This window comes from Agromyces lapidis, from assembly GCF_009749405.1.
GTDB classification, from domain to species: domain Bacteria; phylum Actinomycetota; class Actinomycetes; order Actinomycetales; family Microbacteriaceae; genus Agromyces; species Agromyces lapidis.
Genome location: NZ_WBIQ01000010.1, coordinates 174341 through 189407 on the forward strand (window position 1 = coordinate 174341; position 15067 = coordinate 189407).

12 protein-coding genes are annotated in these 15067 nt (G+C 70.9%); 4 read left to right on the top strand and 8 right to left on the bottom strand.

Features of this window, described 5'->3' with window-relative positions; all coding sequences use genetic code 11:
- Positions 1-14: 14 nt before the first annotated feature.
- From GQQ93_RS16945 to GQQ93_RS16960, 4 genes are all read right to left on the bottom strand, one after another.
- A complete protein-coding gene (locus GQQ93_RS16945; protein ID WP_170296231.1) occupies positions 15-746 on the bottom strand; it encodes a GntR family transcriptional regulator in 732 nt (243 codons plus the stop codon).
- Between the two features lie 46 nt (positions 747-792).
- Entirely contained in the window at positions 793-1767 is a 975-nt protein-coding gene (locus GQQ93_RS16950) for a DNA-methyltransferase (protein ID WP_157425411.1), read from the bottom strand.
- Positions 1768-1798: 31 nt separating this feature from the next.
- Positions 1799-3532 (bottom strand): amidohydrolase, encoded by a 1734-nt coding sequence (locus tag GQQ93_RS16955; protein ID WP_157425412.1) that lies wholly within the window; start codon positions 3530-3532, stop codon positions 1799-1801.
- A 69-nt stretch (positions 3533-3601) separates the two neighbouring features.
- Positions 3602-5044: an APC family permease gene (locus GQQ93_RS16960; protein ID WP_157425413.1), complete on the bottom strand. Its 1443-nt coding sequence runs from the start codon at positions 5042-5044 to the stop codon at positions 3602-3604.
- A 113-nt stretch (positions 5045-5157) separates the two neighbouring features.
- On the opposite strand from GQQ93_RS16960, the gene GQQ93_RS16965 reads away from it, so the two are divergent.
- Entirely contained in the window at positions 5158-5769 is a 612-nt protein-coding gene (locus GQQ93_RS16965; protein WP_157425414.1) for a TetR/AcrR family transcriptional regulator, read from the top strand.
- A 3-nt stretch (positions 5770-5772) separates the two neighbouring features.
- Here the strand turns inward: GQQ93_RS16965 and GQQ93_RS16970 are convergent, their stop codons facing one another.
- Both GQQ93_RS16970 and lplAB read right to left on the bottom strand, forming a co-directional pair.
- Complete coding sequence (locus GQQ93_RS16970; RefSeq protein WP_157425415.1) at positions 5773-6099, bottom strand: hypothetical protein; 327 nt, start codon at positions 6097-6099, stop codon at positions 5773-5775.
- A gap of 135 nt (positions 6100-6234) precedes the next feature.
- The gene (lplAB, locus tag GQQ93_RS16975; protein ID WP_157425416.1) at positions 6235-7284 is read right to left on the bottom strand and encodes a lipoate-protein ligase LplAB; all 1050 of its coding nucleotides are present in this window, start codon (positions 7282-7284) and stop codon (positions 6235-6237) included.
- A 113-nt stretch (positions 7285-7397) separates the two neighbouring features.
- Between lplAB and GQQ93_RS16980 the strand changes: the two genes are divergently transcribed.
- Positions 7398-8042, top strand: coding sequence for a histidine phosphatase family protein (locus GQQ93_RS16980; RefSeq protein ID WP_157425417.1), 645 nt, complete (start codon positions 7398-7400; stop codon positions 8040-8042).
- Between the two features lie 72 nt (positions 8043-8114).
- On the opposite strand, the gene GQQ93_RS16985 is transcribed toward GQQ93_RS16980, so the two are convergent.
- Positions 8115-9842 (bottom strand): beta-N-acetylhexosaminidase, encoded by a 1728-nt coding sequence (locus GQQ93_RS16985; RefSeq protein ID WP_157425418.1) that lies wholly within the window; start codon positions 9840-9842, stop codon positions 8115-8117.
- 180 nt (positions 9843-10022) lie between these two features.
- Between GQQ93_RS16985 and GQQ93_RS16990 the strand changes: the two genes are divergently transcribed.
- On the top strand, positions 10023-10226 hold the full coding sequence (locus GQQ93_RS16990; RefSeq protein ID WP_157425419.1) for a hypothetical protein: 204 nt from the start codon (positions 10023-10025) through the stop codon (positions 10224-10226).
- Positions 10227-10242: 16 nt separating this feature from the next.
- Here GQQ93_RS16990 and GQQ93_RS16995 read toward each other — a convergent pair whose 3' ends face one another.
- The gene (locus GQQ93_RS16995) at positions 10243-11091 is read right to left on the bottom strand and encodes an alpha/beta hydrolase (RefSeq protein ID WP_157425420.1); all 849 of its coding nucleotides are present in this window, start codon (positions 11089-11091) and stop codon (positions 10243-10245) included.
- Between the two features lie 129 nt (positions 11092-11220).
- On the opposite strand from GQQ93_RS16995, the gene GQQ93_RS17000 reads away from it, so the two are divergent.
- Positions 11221-15024: an NPCBM/NEW2 domain-containing protein gene (locus GQQ93_RS17000; protein ID WP_246192392.1), complete on the top strand. Its 3804-nt coding sequence runs from the start codon at positions 11221-11223 to the stop codon at positions 15022-15024.
- Positions 15025-15067: the final 43 nt, after the last annotated feature.

Below are 15067 nucleotides of genomic sequence, written 5' to 3' on the forward strand. Positions count from 1 at the left end.
GTGCGCGACGAGCCTCAGCCCGCGTCGGGGAGTTCTGCGGCGCCGGCCGCCTGCGCCTCGAACGAGATGGTGTGCGGCAGGTAGCGGTCTTCGGCGCACTCGACGGGGCGACCGTTGGCGGCGTACGTCTCCCGTCGCACCTGCAGCATGGGGCTCGATCGGCGGATGCCGAGCAGCCGGGCGTCCTCGCTCGATGCAGCGACGGCCTCGATGCGGTGGTTGCCGTGCGTGATGACGATGCCGGCCTCGGCGAGCAGTCGGGTCGTGGAGTGGGTGTCGTCCTCCATGAACTCGACGTGCGGAAGCACCCAGGGCGCCCAGCTCGAACGTTCGACCATGACGCTGCGCCCCTCGAGGGTGCGCACCCGGATCATGTGGAGCACCTCCTCGCCGGTGCCGATGCCGAGCAGCCGTGCTTCACGTGGCGTTGCGCGCCGCCGTGCACGGGCGACGATCCGCCCGCCGGACACCCGGCCGCGCGCTTCGGCCCATTGCGTGAACGAACGCATCCGGTCGAACCCCTCGCTGGTGAACGCCTGCACGTACCACCCGGCGCCCCGCCGCGACTCGACGAGCCCCTGACGGGCGAGCACGGCGAGCGCGCTGCGCACGGCGCTGCGCGACGACCCCTGCACGGCCGCGAGTTGGAGCTCGCTCGGCAGTCGAGTGCCCGCGGTCAGCTCACCCGATGCGATCCTGCGCCGCAGCTCGCCGACGAGGTCGCGCCCGCGCGGGTCTGAGTGCACCCCTCCACCTCGCATTCGACCGTCGTCGGCACGGACAAGGCCGAGGTTATCGTGAGCGTCGTCGATCCGACAGCGCGATCGCGGCCGCCTCCCCGCCCGCGGGGCTCTCCTGCGCCGCCTGCCCTTCCGAAGCTGCCGGCCCCGCCGGCCCCGTCTCGAACTCGACCCCCGCGACCTCCGCGAAGCGCGCCTGCATCACGGCGATCGCGTCGGGGTGCTCGTCGACGAGCACGAAGCGGCGCCCGAGGGTCGCGGCGACGGCGCCGGTCGTGCCCGAACCGGCGAAGAAGTCGAGCACCCAGTCGCCCTCGCGGGTCGAGGCCTGCACGATGCGCCGCAGGATGCCCTCGGGCTTCTGGGTCGGGTAGCCGGTCTTCTCCCTGCCGGTCGGCGAGACGATCGTGTGCCACCACACGTCGGTCGGCAGCTTGCCGAGCTCGGCCTTCTCGGGCGTCACGAGCCCCGGCGCCATGTACGGCTCGCGGTCGACCGCGGTCGAGTCGAACCAGTACGCGTCGGGGTTCTTCACGTACACGAGGATCGTGTCGTGCTTCGTCGGCCAGCGCCGCTTCGACTTCGCGCCGTAGTCGTACGCCCAGATCAGCTCATTGAGGAAGCACTCGCGCCCGAACAACGCATCGAGCAGCACCTTCGCGTAGTGGGCCTCGCGGTAGTCGAGGTGCAGGTACAGGGTGCCGTCGTCGGCGAGCAGTCGCCACGCTTCGACGAGCCGCGGCTCGAGGAACGCCCAGTAGTCGTCGAAGCGGTCGTCGTAGCGCAGCAGGTCGCCCCGGATGCGTTCGTACCGCCGCCCCGCGAACCCGGTGATGGTGCCGGATGCCTCGGGCTCCGAGTCATCCTTCGCGCTCTGCCGCACATGGCGGGTGGCCTGCCGCGCCTGCGCACGACCCGTGTTGAACGGCGGATCGAGGTAGATGAGGGTGAAGCCGCCCTCGGGGAGGGTCGGCAGCACGGCGAGGTTGTCCGCATGGATGATGCGGTTCGGTCCGTCGGCTGCCACGCCCCCAGTCTGCCAGTCGGCTCCGGTCCGCTCAGTGCCCGTGCTCGTGCGCGTGCGCGTCGAAGACCTCGCGGCCCGCTGCCGGGTCGGCCGCGGCGGCCGCACCCACCACGTCGGCGACCGCACCACGCGAGTGCACCACGCGCCCGCCGACCATCGTCACCTCGGCGTGCTCGCCGAGCAGGCCCGACGGTTCGTGCTCGTGCGTGTACAGGTCGCCCGACCAGACGACGAGGTCGGCGTCCATGCCCACCGCGAGCCTGCCGCGCGAACCCTCGAGATGCCAGGCCCGCGCGCCGTGCACCGTGTACGCCTCGAGCGAGCGGTCGAAGCCGACCCGCTCCCCCGCCGTCCACGCGTCGCCGCCGTCGAGCGCCGCCCGGGTCGCGGCCGAGAAGACGCCGACGAGCGGGTCCATCTCGCCGACCTGCCAGTCGCTCGAGAACGCGACGGTCGCGCCCGAGTCGAGCAGGCTCCTGAACCGCCAGGCCCGGTCCCACCGCTCCTCTCCGACGTTCTCCATCCAGGTGCCGGCGACGAGGTCGGGCGAGCAGTGGCGCGGCTGCATCGCGGCCGTGGCTCCGAGCCCGGCGAATCGAGGCAGGTCGTCGGGATGCAGGCACTCGACGTGCACGACGCCGTGCCGGCGGTCGACGGTGCCGTTCACCCGCTGCGCGTGCTCGATCGCGTCGAGCGCGAGGCGGATGCCGCCGTCGCCGGTCGCGTGCGTGTGCGTCTGCAGGCCGAGCCGGTCGAGCTCGGTGACGACGTCGACGAGCTCGCGCCCGCCGTTGCCGGCGTAGCTCGGGCGCCCGCGCCGCCCCGGACGGTTCGCATAGTCGTCGAGCATGAGCGCGGTGTGCGGCTCGATCACGTCGTCGGAGTAGAGCTTGACCGGTCCGAGACGCAGCAGCCCCGAGGCATCCGCGTTCTCGGCGGCGTTCGCGATCGTGTCACTGAGGGTGCGCCGGAACCCGCCGTCGGCGCCGACCGGATGGAACAGCGCCGCGATCACCCGCGAGCTCAGCACGCCCTCGGCGAGGGCGCGCTCGAACAGCGGCAGCTCTGCGAGCGGCACCTGCGGCTCGACGACGGTCGTGATGCCGAGCGCCGTCGCCATGCGCATGCTCGACTGCAGCTTGCGGTAGCGGCGTTCGGGCGAGTACATCGGGATGTCCCGCTGCAGCGCAGCGAGCCCCGCCACCGTCATCGCGCTCGTGTAGAAGTCGGTCACCCAGCCCGTCGCCTCGCCGTCGGCGTCGCGCTCGGCGCGACCCCACGCGATCTCGCCGCCGTCCGCGACGCCGAGCACTTCGAGCGCGCGCCGGTCGAGCCAGACCGAGTGCTGGTCGTAGGTCGTCACGAAGATCGGCCGGCCCTGCGGGTCGAGCCCGGCGAGGTCGTGTGCATTCGGGCGTCGGTTCTCGACGACCGCGTAGACGGCGTTCTCGGCGCAGATCCACGGCAGCTCGGGGCGCGCCGCGGCGAACGCGGCGATGCGGCGGCGCACCTCGTCGAGGGTGTGCGCGCCCTCGAGCGAGACCGCGTCCTCGTCGAAGCCGAGCAGCAGGTGGTTGTGGCTGTCGATCACGCCGGGGGTGACGAGCCTGCCGTCGGCCTCGATCCTGCGACGGGCGGCGGGCGCCTCGGCCGCCGAGCCGACGTAGGCGATGCGGTCGCCCGTCACGCCGATCGCCTCGGCCCACGGCTGCGCCGGGTCGAAGGTGCGCACTCGGGCGCCGGTGATGAGGAGGTCGAGAGTCATGGTGCTGGTGCTTTCCGAGCTGTTGCGTGCGGAGTGCGGGACTGCGGCGAGGATGTCACCGCGGCGACGTCAGGCGAGGTCGTCGTCCTCGTCGGCGTCGAGGAGGTGCGCTGCTCCGGGGTTCCGGCGCAGGTAGAGGGCGTAGTAGGCGAACCCGGCGGCGATGATGCCCGCGGCGATGCCGAGACTCAGCCACTGCCCCGGATCGAGGATGCCGATGACGAAGATCGTGGCGATCGCGGCGAGGGCGACGATCGGCGCGAGGGGCCAGAGCGGCATCCGGAAGTACGCCGACGTCGAGGCGCCGGACGCGGTCTCGCGGTTCGTCTGGCGGCGCACGGCGATCGCTGCCAGCGCGATGAAGCCGTAGCTGAAGGCGAGGGTCGACCCGGTCGCGTTGAGCAGCACGTCGAAGGGCACGAAGCAGGCGGCGAGTGCGAGCACGCCCATCACGACGGTCGCGGCGACCGGCATCTTCGTCGCCGCCGAGACCGTCGCGAGCGGGCGGGCGAGCCCGCCGGGCATCGCCCCGTCGCGGGCGGCGGCGAAGAGCAGACGGCCGGCCTGCAGCGCGATCGCGATGATCGCGTTCACGATCGCGAGCGCGACGGCGATGAGCACCACGACGGTCACGGCGTCACCGGCGCTGCCGGCGAGGAAGCTCTCGACCGGGAGCTCGGCGCCGAAGAGCGCCTCGAGCGAGTCGGCGCCGAGCAGGATCGCGGTGAGCGGGATGAGCTCGGCGAGCACGGTGATGACGGCGCTCCAGATGACGGCACGTGCGATGGCACGACGTGCGTTGCGGGTCTCCTCGGCGAAGTAGATCGCCCCGCCGTAGCCGTTGTACGAGAAGATGCCCTGCGTGATCGCGAGCACGAGGCCGGCGATCCCGAGCGGCGCGAGGCCCCCGCTCGCGAGGTCGAGCGCCTGCGGGTCGAAGAGGTCGGTCACCGGCCGCTCGACCTCGACGAAACCGAGCACCGCGAGCAGCGCGAGCGCGGCCATCTCCACGAAGAGGAACGCCCCCGTCACCCAGGCGTTCGTGCGGATGTTGAAGCACGCGGTGATCGTCGCCAGCACGATGACGATGATCGCGGTCCACAGCGGGTCGAGCCCGGCGATCGCGACGCCGAGGTAGTCGGCGACGCCGAGGGCGAAGATCGCGACGATGAGCGGCAGCGTGACGAGGTTGATGAAGAAGACGGCGGCGCCCGCGGCGGGGCCGAGCACTCGGTTCACGAGCGAGTAGTCGCCGCCGGCGATGGGATGCCGCGAGCCGAGCTCGGCGTAGCAGAGCGCGATGAGCAGGCTGATGACGCCGGCCAGGGCGAAGCCCCAGAAGACGCCGGTGCCGTACGTCGCGAGGGCGGCGCCGCCCAGGATGAAGACGCTCGACGCGGGCGAGATGCCCGAGAGCGTGATGAGCACGTTGCCGCCGACGCCGAGGGAGCGCGAGAGCTGCGCGCCGTGCGTCGTCGTCGCGGCGGTGTCGAGGGTGGGAGGGGTGGGCATGTCGGTCTCTCTTCGTCGGGGGATCCGAGTGGGTGCTTCGTCGGGGCGAATTAATTGACTCAAGTGTCAAAGAATGCACCGAGCATGACAGGGCGATCGGTTAGTGTCAAGGCATGGCACGACCCCGCGACCAGCGCGCCCGACGCGAATCGCTCATCGAGGCGACGTATGCCGCCGGGCGCATGCACGGCCTCCGCTCGCTGTCGCTGACCGACGTCGCGGCGCAGGCCGGGCTCACCCGGGGCGCGATCCTCTACTACTACGAAGACCTCGATGCGCTCCTCGTCGAAGCGCACTCAGCCGGCGTCGAACGCTTCTGCGACCAGCGCGATGCCACGGTCGCGACCCTCGACGACCCTCGCGAGCAGCTCGCCGCCGCGATCGACGGCGGTCTCCCGAGCGGTCCCGACGACGCCCTGATGAGCCTGCTCTACGAGTTCGACGTGCTCAGCGGCAATTCGGCGCTCCACGACGAGCTGGTGCAGAAGCTCTACCTGCGCCAGCTCGAGACGTACCGGCGCATCCTCGCCGCGGGGCGGGCCGCCGGGCAGTTCACCCCGAAGCTCGACGACGAGCAGCTCGCGATGACCTTCGTCGCGCTCGAAGACGCCTACGGGCTGCACATCGTCGGGGGCAATGCGCTCATGTCGGTCGCGACGGCCTCGGCGGCCATGCGCGCGGTCGCGACAGAACTCGGCTGCCCGACGTCGACGACGGCCGAGTAGCCGTCAGACGTCGAGGCGGATCGAGCCCTTGAACCGCTCGGCGCGCGCCGCAGGCGCCCCAGAGGCATCCGACCCCTCATCGGCGAAGGCGATGCCCTTGTCGCCGTCGGGCGTCGGGGCGGGTGTCGGCAGACGCTTCTGCCGGTCGAGCTCGACCTGGGCCTCGTACTTGCGCGGCGCGAAGACCTCGTCGCCGATCATCATGACGGCGCTGCCCGAGGGACGGCCCTTCTTCGTCTTGTCCGAGAGGTCGATCCAGCCGCGCTTCACCGCAACGCCGAGCACGACGAGGGCGAGGAGCGCGCACAGGAGCCAGATCCACCAATCCACCCGGCGAGTCTAGCGGGGCGACCCTGAGACTTCCTCCGCTCCAGGTGCGGGGATGCGCGCCTCGGGCGGACTACGTCACTGATGCGCCTCCGGTATCGCCGATACCACTCGCGTCTCAGTGACGGAGTGCTGCGATCACGGCACCCGGTAGAGCCACTCGCGCGTCGCGAACTTGGTTTCGACGAGCGCCTCGGCCTCGGCGAGCTCGTCGGCCGAGACGGTGCCCGCCGTCGCCCCGGTGAGCGAGGCGAAGGTCTGCTTCAGGCTCTCGATGATCGCCGAACGGCTGAGCCCGGTCTGCGAGCGCAGCGGGTCGACCCGCTTCGCGGCCGACGCGATGCCCTTGTCGCTGATCTTCTCGCGGCCGATGCGCAACACCTCGAGCATCTTCTCGTTGTCGAGGTCGTACGCCATCGTGACGTGGTGCAGCACGCCTCCCGAGCCGAGTCGCTTCTGGGCCGCGCCGCCGATCTTGCCGAGTGGGCTCGCGATGTCGTTGAGCGGCTGGTACGTCGCCTCGATGCCGAGCGCGCGAAGACCCTGCAGCACCCAGTCGTCGAGGAAGGCGTAGGAGTCGGCGAAGCTCATGCCCTGCACGAGCTCGGCCGGCACGTAGAGCGAGTAGGTGACGACGTTGCCGCGCTCCATCATCATGGCGCCGCCGCCCGAGATGCGTCGGACGACCTCGAAGCCGTACTTCTCGGCACCTTCGGGGTCGACCTCGTTCTTCACCGACTGGAACGAGCCGATCACGACCGCCGACTCGTCCCACTCCCAGAAGCGCAGGGTCGGCTTGCGCCGCCCCTCCCCCACGCGTGAGGCGAGCACCTCGTCGAGCGCGAGGTGGGTGCGCGGCGGCACGGCGTCGTCGTGCACGATCTCCCAGTCGTAGTCGGACCAGCTCGTCGCCTCGGTGAGCGCGCGGCGCACCGCGACCGCGATCGCATCGGCCGAGAAGCCGAGCATCACGGCGTCGCTGCGGAGACCGGCGGTGATCGCGGCCGCGATCTGCTTCGCATCGGATGCCGCGGGCAACCCGTCGAGCGCCGCGTTGAGGTCGTCGAGGGCTTCGTCGGGCTCGAGGAAGAAGTCGCCCGCGACGCGGACGTTGCGGAGAGCCCCGCCCTCGACGTCGAAGTCGACGATCACGAGCTTGCCGCCGGGCACCTTGTATTCACCGTGCATGCGGTACAGCCTACGGATCCGTCCCGTCCGTCGCGGGCAATCGGGCGTCGGCGGACGGCTGCGACGTGGCCGTGGTCGTTCCCGTACGTCGACCCGCTGCGTACGCTGGCGGCATGACGACGTTCTTCCTGGCCCGGCACGGCGAGACGGTCTGGCACGCCGAACACCGCTACGCGGGCAATTCCGACGTGCCGCTCACGCGGCACGGCCTCGGACAGGCCGCCGCGCTCGGCGCCTGGGCGGTCGACGCCCGACTCGACGCGATCATCTCCTCGCCGCTCAGCCGCGCGCAGCGGTCGGCGGCGCCGTCGTCCGAGACGACCGGGTTGCCGCTGCGCACCGACGCGCGGCTCGTCGAGATCGACTTCGGCGACGCCGAAGGACTCACGCCCGACGAGCTCACCGCGCGCCATCCCGCGGAATGGGCGGCGTTCTGCGAGGCGCCGGCGTCGAACCCCTTCCCCGGCGGCGAGACCGGCCGCGCCGGCATCGCCCGTGCGCTCCCCGTGTTCGACGAACTCGCCGACGAGTTCCCCGACGGCCGGGTGCTCATCGTCGCGCACGCGACGCTCATCAGGCTGCTGTTCTGCGAGCTCGCGGGAATGGACCCCGACGGCTACCGCGACCTGCTTCCCGTGCTCGGCAACTGCAACGTGACCACGATCGTCTACCCGTGGGCGACCGAGTCGCGCGCGGCGCACCATCCCCGCATCCGCTTGCTCGGCTACGACGTGCCGCCCTGGCACGCCGGGCTGTAGCAGCGCAGCGCCGGCGCACGCGACGAGGCGCCACCGAAGATCCGGTGACGCCTCGTCGGACGAGCTCGAGCCCTACTCCTTCCAGGGCACGTCGGGCGCCCGGTAGTAGCCGATCCCCATCTCGTCCCAGCGGTCGGCATGCTCGACGATGCGCCGCTCGAAGTCGTCGAACGAGCGCACCTCGGGCGCCGACCAGCCGACCTCGGCGATCGCGGGCATGCGCGGGAAGCTCGTGAAGTCCGCGTACTGCGCGACCGGGATGAACTGGTCGAGCGACGTCGGCAGCTTCGTCGAGCCGAAGTACGCGCGGTCGGCCCAGAGCGCCGCCTCGACGCCCGCGATCTGCTCCTCGGTGGCGAGCGAGACGGTGCCGTCGGGGCTCGAGGTCACCGAGATCGGATCCCAGTCGTAGGCGCGTTCGAGGTCGACGAGCCCGGCCCAGCTGAGCCCGTACGGCACGGTCGCGTCGTACTTCATGTCGAGATAGGCCCGGTCGGCGGGCGACGCGATGACCTGCGCGCCCTGCGCGAGCGCATTGCGGAGCTCGCGGACGTCGGGGCGCTCGTTCGGCGTGCCGATCGAGGCCTGGTCGCCGGCGTCGGCCCACCACTGCATGAGCGCGCCGGGCGGCAGCGGCGAGGCGCCGATCTGGTGCCAGCCCATGACCCGCTTGCCCTGCTCGGCGAGGATCTCGGCGGAGGTCTGCACGTACCAGTCCATCTGCTCCTGGGTGGTCGCAGGCACCTCGTCGCCGCCGATGTGCACGATGTCCGACGAGCTCTGCTGCGCGGCCTCGGTGAAGACGTCGTCGAGGTATGCGCGAACCTCCTCGCGGCGCTCGGGCGTGAGGCAGATGGTCGGCAGGCCGACGTCGAAGCCCGAGTACGGCGCCACGGCCTTGCCGTCGCAGTTGATCTCGGGGATCGAGGCCTTGGCCGCCATCGCGTGACTCGGCCCGTCGATCTCGGGAACGACCTCGATGAAGTGCTCGGCTGCGTAGTCGACGATCTCCTTGTAGTCGGCCTTCGTGTAGAACCAGGGCCCGCCGGTGCCTGGCTTCCAGCCGCTCTGGGTCGACGCGCCGATCTGCGTCAGCTCGGGTCGCGCGTCGACGGTGAGCCGCCAGCCCTGGTCGTCGGTCAGGTGCAGGTGGAGCGCGTTGTACTTGTAGAGCGCCATCTGGTCGATGAAGCGCTTGACGTCGTCGACGGGGTAGAAGCGCCGGCCGACGTCGAGCATCGCGCCGCGGTAGTCGTAGCGCGGCGCATCGTCGATACTGACCGAGGGACCCGTCCAGTCGACTCCGGAGGAGTCGGCGGACTCGACCTCGTCGGGCAGCAACTGCCGCAACGTGGTCGCGCCGCGGAAGAGCCCTTCGGCGCTCTGCGCCTCGATCGAGATGCGAGTGCCCTCGGCCTCGAGCCGGTAGCCCTCGTCGCCGAGGTCGGCGTCACCGCGGGTCGACAGCACGATGGTGGCGTCCTGGGATGCCCCGGCCGCGCGCTGCCCGACGGGGATCGCGTAGCCCGTGGCATCCCGGAGCAGCTCGGCGAGGCCTTCGCCGACCTCGGCGGCGCCGTCGTCGCGGGGGTGGATCTTGATGACGCTGCCGGGGCCGAGCTCGACGGGCGCGCCGGCGCCGGGGACGAGCTCGGACGGTGCGGGGATGAGCGCGATCTCCGCACGGGCGTCGTCTCCGGCGGTGCCCGCGGCATTGGCGGGGATCGGTGCGGCGATGAGCGCGAGTGCGCCCACCGCGACGGTGGCGGCGAGCGCGGCGGCGCGGGGCCGTGTGGACATCGGTGTCCTCCTTGAGCTTCGGCGGTCAGGTGGTCCCGGGTTTCCTCGAAAACTAGCGAGATATGAGCGAGGGTGTCAATAGCGAGCCCGGAACGATCACTTACGAGCAAGAAGCGTGATCATTCGATCAACTACGGCCATATCCTCGGCCGCGTGACCCGGGCGACGTAGACTGCGCAGATGGACGAAGACGACCGGAGGCAGCCCCCGAGCGCCACTGCGGACCCGCCGTATCAGGCGGTCGCGCCGAACCTCGACCGGCTCTCGCACGACTCGCTGAAGCCGGGCAGCGTGAGCCGCCGACGCATCGGCCGCGCGGCGATCGGCCTCGCCGTCGTGCTTCTCGTCGTCGCCGCGATCATCGTCTGGACGCTCGTCGCCTGAGCCGACTCGGCGGCGCTCAGTCGACCGCGAACCGCTCGTCGAGCCAACGCACGAGATCGGCGCGCACCTCGTCACGATTCGTCTCGTTGAAGATCTCGTGGCGGGCGCCCTCGTAGACGACGACCTCGACATCGGTGAGCCCCGAGCGCGTCACGTAGCGTTCGGCGAGGAGGCGCACGCTGCGCTCACCGCCGAGCGCGTCGTCTGAGCCGATCATGATGAGCAGCGGAAGCTCGGCCGGGAGCCCCTTCGCCGGGCGGCCGAGCAATCGGGACGCGTCGACGAGGCCGAACAGCTTCCGCACGGATTCGGCGGTCGTGTACGGGTCGGCCATGAACGCCGGCGCGACCGCGGGGTCGCGGCTCAGCCACTCGACCGGCGTCGGCCCGAGCTTGCGGAAGCGCGCGTTGAGGTCACCGCCGTTCATGTGGAGGAGGGTGCGGTACGCCGTGCCGGTGAGCACGAAGGCGTCGTAGTTCTCGGCCGAGCGGTTCATGATGATCTGCCCGATGAGCGACCCCCACGAGTGACCCAGGTAGACGAGGGGCACGTCCGGCCCCTCTTCGGCGCGGATCACCTCGGTGAACCGCTCGACGGCGTCGACCGTGGCGCGCAGCCCGCCGGGCCCGAGCCGGCCCATGCGGGTGAGATCGCCGCCGTGCTGCTCGAACCCCGTCTTGCCGTGCCCGCGGTGATCGTCGGCCCAGACCGAGTAGCCGGCGGCGTTCAGCGCCTCGACGAGTTCGGCGTACCGCCCGATGTGCTCGCCGACGCCGTGCGCGAGCTGGATCACGGCATGCGGCTCAGCAACGCGCCACGACTCGTAGTGGACTCGGACCCCGTTCGCGTCGGTGAAGGTCGGCATGAGGTCATTGTGGCAGGCCGTTCGTCCTGAACCGCGATGACCCCTTGACGGGGGTGATTCCGGAGTGATCTTATTTGAACGTTTAGCGTGTCAAAACGTCACAAACCGTCAATTCCGAGAATGCGAGCAATGATGCAGCAACCTGGAACACGCGCCGCGGGTCGACCGCGGCGCACCACCGCCCTCGGCCTCGCGGCGCTCGTCGCGATGACCGGATTCAGCGCCGTCGCCTTCACGGTCGGCACCCAGCCCGAGCCGGCCGCGGCCGCCGCGTCCGAGCCCTCCCCCATCACGCCGAAGAAGGTGAACCCCGAAGTCCCCGTCGACGACCGGGGCGAGCCTCTCGGCGCCGTCACCGAGGTCACGAAGGACGGGGCGAGCGTCACCCTCGAGGCCGAGCACGGCGCCATCCGCGCCACCTTCCTCGACGAGCGCACCCTCCGGCTCGAGGCGACCCCGACCGGCGAGTTCACCGACCCGGCGAACGCCCCGCAGAACGACCCGGCGCGCACGGCGAACATCGTCGTGGGCACCGAGGACTTCGACGGGGCATCCGTGGAGGTCGCCGATGGCGACACGATCACCATCGCGACCGAGCAGGTCTCGCTCGAGATCGACCGCGCGACCGGTGCCGCGACGCTGAAGCGCGCCGACGGCTCGCTCGTCTGGGCCGAGTCCGAGCCCCTCACCTTCGGCGGCGCATCGACCACCCAGCACCTGGCCGCGGTCGACGGCGAGCAGTTCCTCGGCGGCGGCATGCAGAACGGTCGGTCGATCCACACGGGTGCGACCATCAACGTCGCCCGCAGCTACGACTGGGACGACGACGGCTATCCGAACGCGGTGCCGTACTACATGTCGTCCAACGGCTACGGCGTGCTCCGCAACACCTTCGCCGCCGGCAGCTACGACTTCGCCGGTGGCACCACGACCCACGCCGAGCAGCGCTTCGACGCGTACTACTTCGTCGGCGACTACACCGACGCGCTCGACGGGTACACGAAGCTCACGGGCCGGCCCATGATGCCGCCCGTCTACGCACTCGAGTACGGCGATGCCGACTGCTACAACCGCTCGAGCCCCACCTACTCGGGATCGAAGGACCCGGCGAAGCTCCGCACGCCGCAGGCGCTCGAGATCGCGAAGGACTTCGTCGAGAACGACATGCCCGCGGGCTGGATGCTCGTGAACGACGGCTACGGGTGCGAGTACCAGGAGCTTCCCGAGACCGTCGACGCGATCGAGGAGGAGACCGGGCTGAAGACCGGCCTCTGGACCCAGCGCTCGCTGACGCAGCAGGAGTACGAGGTCGGCGAGGCCGGCGTGCGCCTGCGCAAGCTCGACGTCGCGTGGGTCGGCGCCGGCTACCGCCTCGCGCTCACCGGCTGCGAAGCCGCCCACGGCGGGATCGAGCAGTACTCCGACGCCCGCGGCACCTCGCTCATGGTCGAGGGCTGGGCGGGCTCGCAGCGCTGCGGCATGCAGTGGACGGGCGACCACACGGGCAACCTCGACGCCGTGCGCTGGCAGGTCTCGGCGCTCACCGGCGCCGGCAACTCGGGCATGCCCTTCACCACGGGCGACGTCGACGGCATCTTCGGCGGCTCCGCCGAGAGCTACGTGCGCGACCTGCAGTGGAAGGCCTTCGCGCCCGCGCTCTACTCGATGAGCGGCTGGGCGCCGGTCGACAAGCGGCCCTGGCTCTACGGCGAGCAGGCGACGGCGATCAACCGCTCGTATCTGCAGCTGCGTCAGCAGCTCATGCCCTACATCTACTCGCTCGCGGCCGAGTCGCACCGAAGCGGCCTGCCGATGATGCGCTCGCTCGCACTCGAGTACCCGAACGACCCCGGCGCGTACAGCGTCGAGGCGAACAACGAGTTCCTGCTCGGCGGCGACTACCTCGTCGCCCCGGTGTACACGAAGACGACCGTGCGCAACGGCATCTACCTGCCCGCGGGCGAGCAGTGGGTCGACTACTGGACCGGCCGGCTCTACGAGGGCGGCCAGGTGCTCAACGGCCATCCCGCACCGCTCGACAAGCTGCCGATCTTCGTGCGCGCCGGCGCCGTGGTGCCGCAGGGGGTCGTGGCGCGCAACGCCTCGCTCGTGCCCGAGGACTCGCCCATCACGCTCTCGGTCTACCCGCAGGGCGAGAGCGAGTTCGCGCTCTACGAGGACGACCAGGTGACCCGCGCCTACGCCGACGGCGAGTCGAGCATCCAGCGCTTCACCATCGACGCCCCGAAGGCCGGCAAGAAGGGCACCGTGCACATCGAGATCGGTGAGCGCGACGGCGACTACGACGGCAAGGCCGAGTCGCGGCCCTACCGCGTCGAGGCGCACACCGGTTCGGAGCCGAAGATCGTGAAGCTCGGCAGCAGCACGCTGCCGCGCGTCGACGACGTCGCCGAGCTCGACGAGCAGCCCGGCTGGACCTATCTCGCCGAGCAGACCGGCGGGGTCGTCGTGATCTCGACCGGCGCGGTCGACTCGAACGAGTCGGTGCGCCTCACCCTCACCGACACGAGCGGCGTCGGCGGGCAGGACGTGGAGGTCGCCGCGGCATCCGTCGCCGTCGACCTCGTCGACCGCGTCTTCCAGGGCGACGAGACGACCGTCACCGCGACCTTCACCAACACGGGCGCGAAGGCGAAGGACGACGTCGTGCTCACTCCGCTCGCACCCGAGGGCTGGAGCCTCGTCTCCTCGAGCGGCGAGCAGGCCGGCACGGTGAAGAAGGACGGCACCGCGAGCGCCGAGTTCGTCTTCGAGGTCACGGATGCCGCGGCGGCCGACCTGCAGACGGTCGCCGTCGAGGCGTCGTACGCCTCGAAGGGCCAGCCGAACACGGTGTCGGGGGCGAACCAGCTCTACGTCGCCTACGGCTCGCTCGCGGGCGCCTACAACGCCGACGCGATCAGCGAGATCGCAACGGCGAAGGCGGCGAACTTCGACGGCGGCGGCGCGAGCTTCTCGGCCGAGGCGCTCGCCCGCGCGGGCGTCACGCCCGGCTCGACGGTCACCGTCGGCACCGGCGACGCGGCGATCGAGTACACCTGGCCCGCCCCCTCGGGCGCGGCCGACTCGGTCTCGCCGGCGGGGCAGACCATCGCGCTCTCGGGCAAGGGCACGCACCTGGCCGTCCTCGCCTCGGCGGCGACCGGCGGCGGCGTGAACCCCGAGCTCGAACTGCACTACGCCGACGGCAGCGTCGCGAAGCAGAGCGTGTACTTCCCGAACTGGCTGCTGCAGGCATCGGGCCTGCAGGGGTCGACGGTCGCGATCACCTCGCTCGGGCGCAACAGCGCGACGAACCCGAACGTGTACGAGTACCCGACGGGCAAGTACCAGGTGTACTCGAACGTGCTGCGGCTGAACCCCGCGAAGGAGCTCGCCTACGTCGTGCTGCCGACCGAGTCGCGCATGAAGATCTTCGACTGGAAGGTCGTCGACCAGCCGCTGCCGACGCCGCCGTCGGGCACGGTCTTCGCCTCGGAGCTGCAGTGGCTGAACGCCACGAACGGCTGGGGCGTGATCGGCAAGAACGTGGCCAACAAGGACGCCGCGAACTCGCCCGACGTGCCGCTCGCGATCAACTACGTCGACCCGGCGACCGGGGCGAACCCGACGTACGCGAAGGGGCTCGGGGTGCACGCGCTCTCGAAGATCACGTACTACGTGGGCGGGGCGTGCAGCGCCTTCACCGCGGACGTGGGGCTCGAGGCGAAGTTCGCCGGCAACGTCATCTTCAAGGTCGACGCCGACGGTGACAACCGCTACCAGTCGCGCACCTTCACTCCCGGGTTCGCGCCCGAGAAGGTGAACGTCGACCTCGAGGGCGTGCAGTACGTCGACCTGATCGTCGAGGCGCCCGGCAGCATCAACGGCGCCCACGGCGTGTGGGGCGACGCGAAGTTCGTCTGCGACTGAGGCCTCCGCGCCTCCGAGGGGCCCGCGCGATCATCGCGCGGGC

What these genes read in the sequence shown, in the direction of transcription:
- GQQ93_RS16990 (WP_157425419.1), top strand. Translation starts at nt 10,023, where the DNA reads ATGGACGAAGACGACCGGAGGCAGCCCCCGAGCGCCACTGCGGACCCG.
- GQQ93_RS17000 (WP_246192392.1), top strand. Translation starts at nt 11,221, where the DNA reads ATGATGCAGCAACCTGGAACACGCGCCGCGGGTCGACCGCGGCGCACC.
- lplAB (WP_157425416.1), bottom strand. Translation starts at nt 7,284, where the DNA reads ATGCACGGTGAATACAAGGTGCCCGGCGGCAAGCTCGTGATCGTCGAC.
- GQQ93_RS16955 (WP_157425412.1), bottom strand. Translation starts at nt 3,532, where the DNA reads ATGACTCTCGACCTCCTCATCACCGGCGCCCGAGTGCGCACCTTCGAC.
- GQQ93_RS16965 (WP_157425414.1), top strand. Translation starts at nt 5,158, where the DNA reads ATGGCACGACCCCGCGACCAGCGCGCCCGACGCGAATCGCTCATCGAG.
- GQQ93_RS16995 (WP_157425420.1), bottom strand. Translation starts at nt 11,091, where the DNA reads ATGCCGACCTTCACCGACGCGAACGGGGTCCGAGTCCACTACGAGTCG.
- GQQ93_RS16980 (WP_157425417.1), top strand. Translation starts at nt 7,398, where the DNA reads ATGACGACGTTCTTCCTGGCCCGGCACGGCGAGACGGTCTGGCACGCC.
- GQQ93_RS16985 (WP_157425418.1), bottom strand. Translation starts at nt 9,842, where the DNA reads ATGTCCACACGGCCCCGCGCCGCCGCGCTCGCCGCCACCGTCGCGGTG.
- GQQ93_RS16960 (WP_157425413.1), bottom strand. Translation starts at nt 5,044, where the DNA reads ATGCCCACCCCTCCCACCCTCGACACCGCCGCGACGACGACGCACGGC.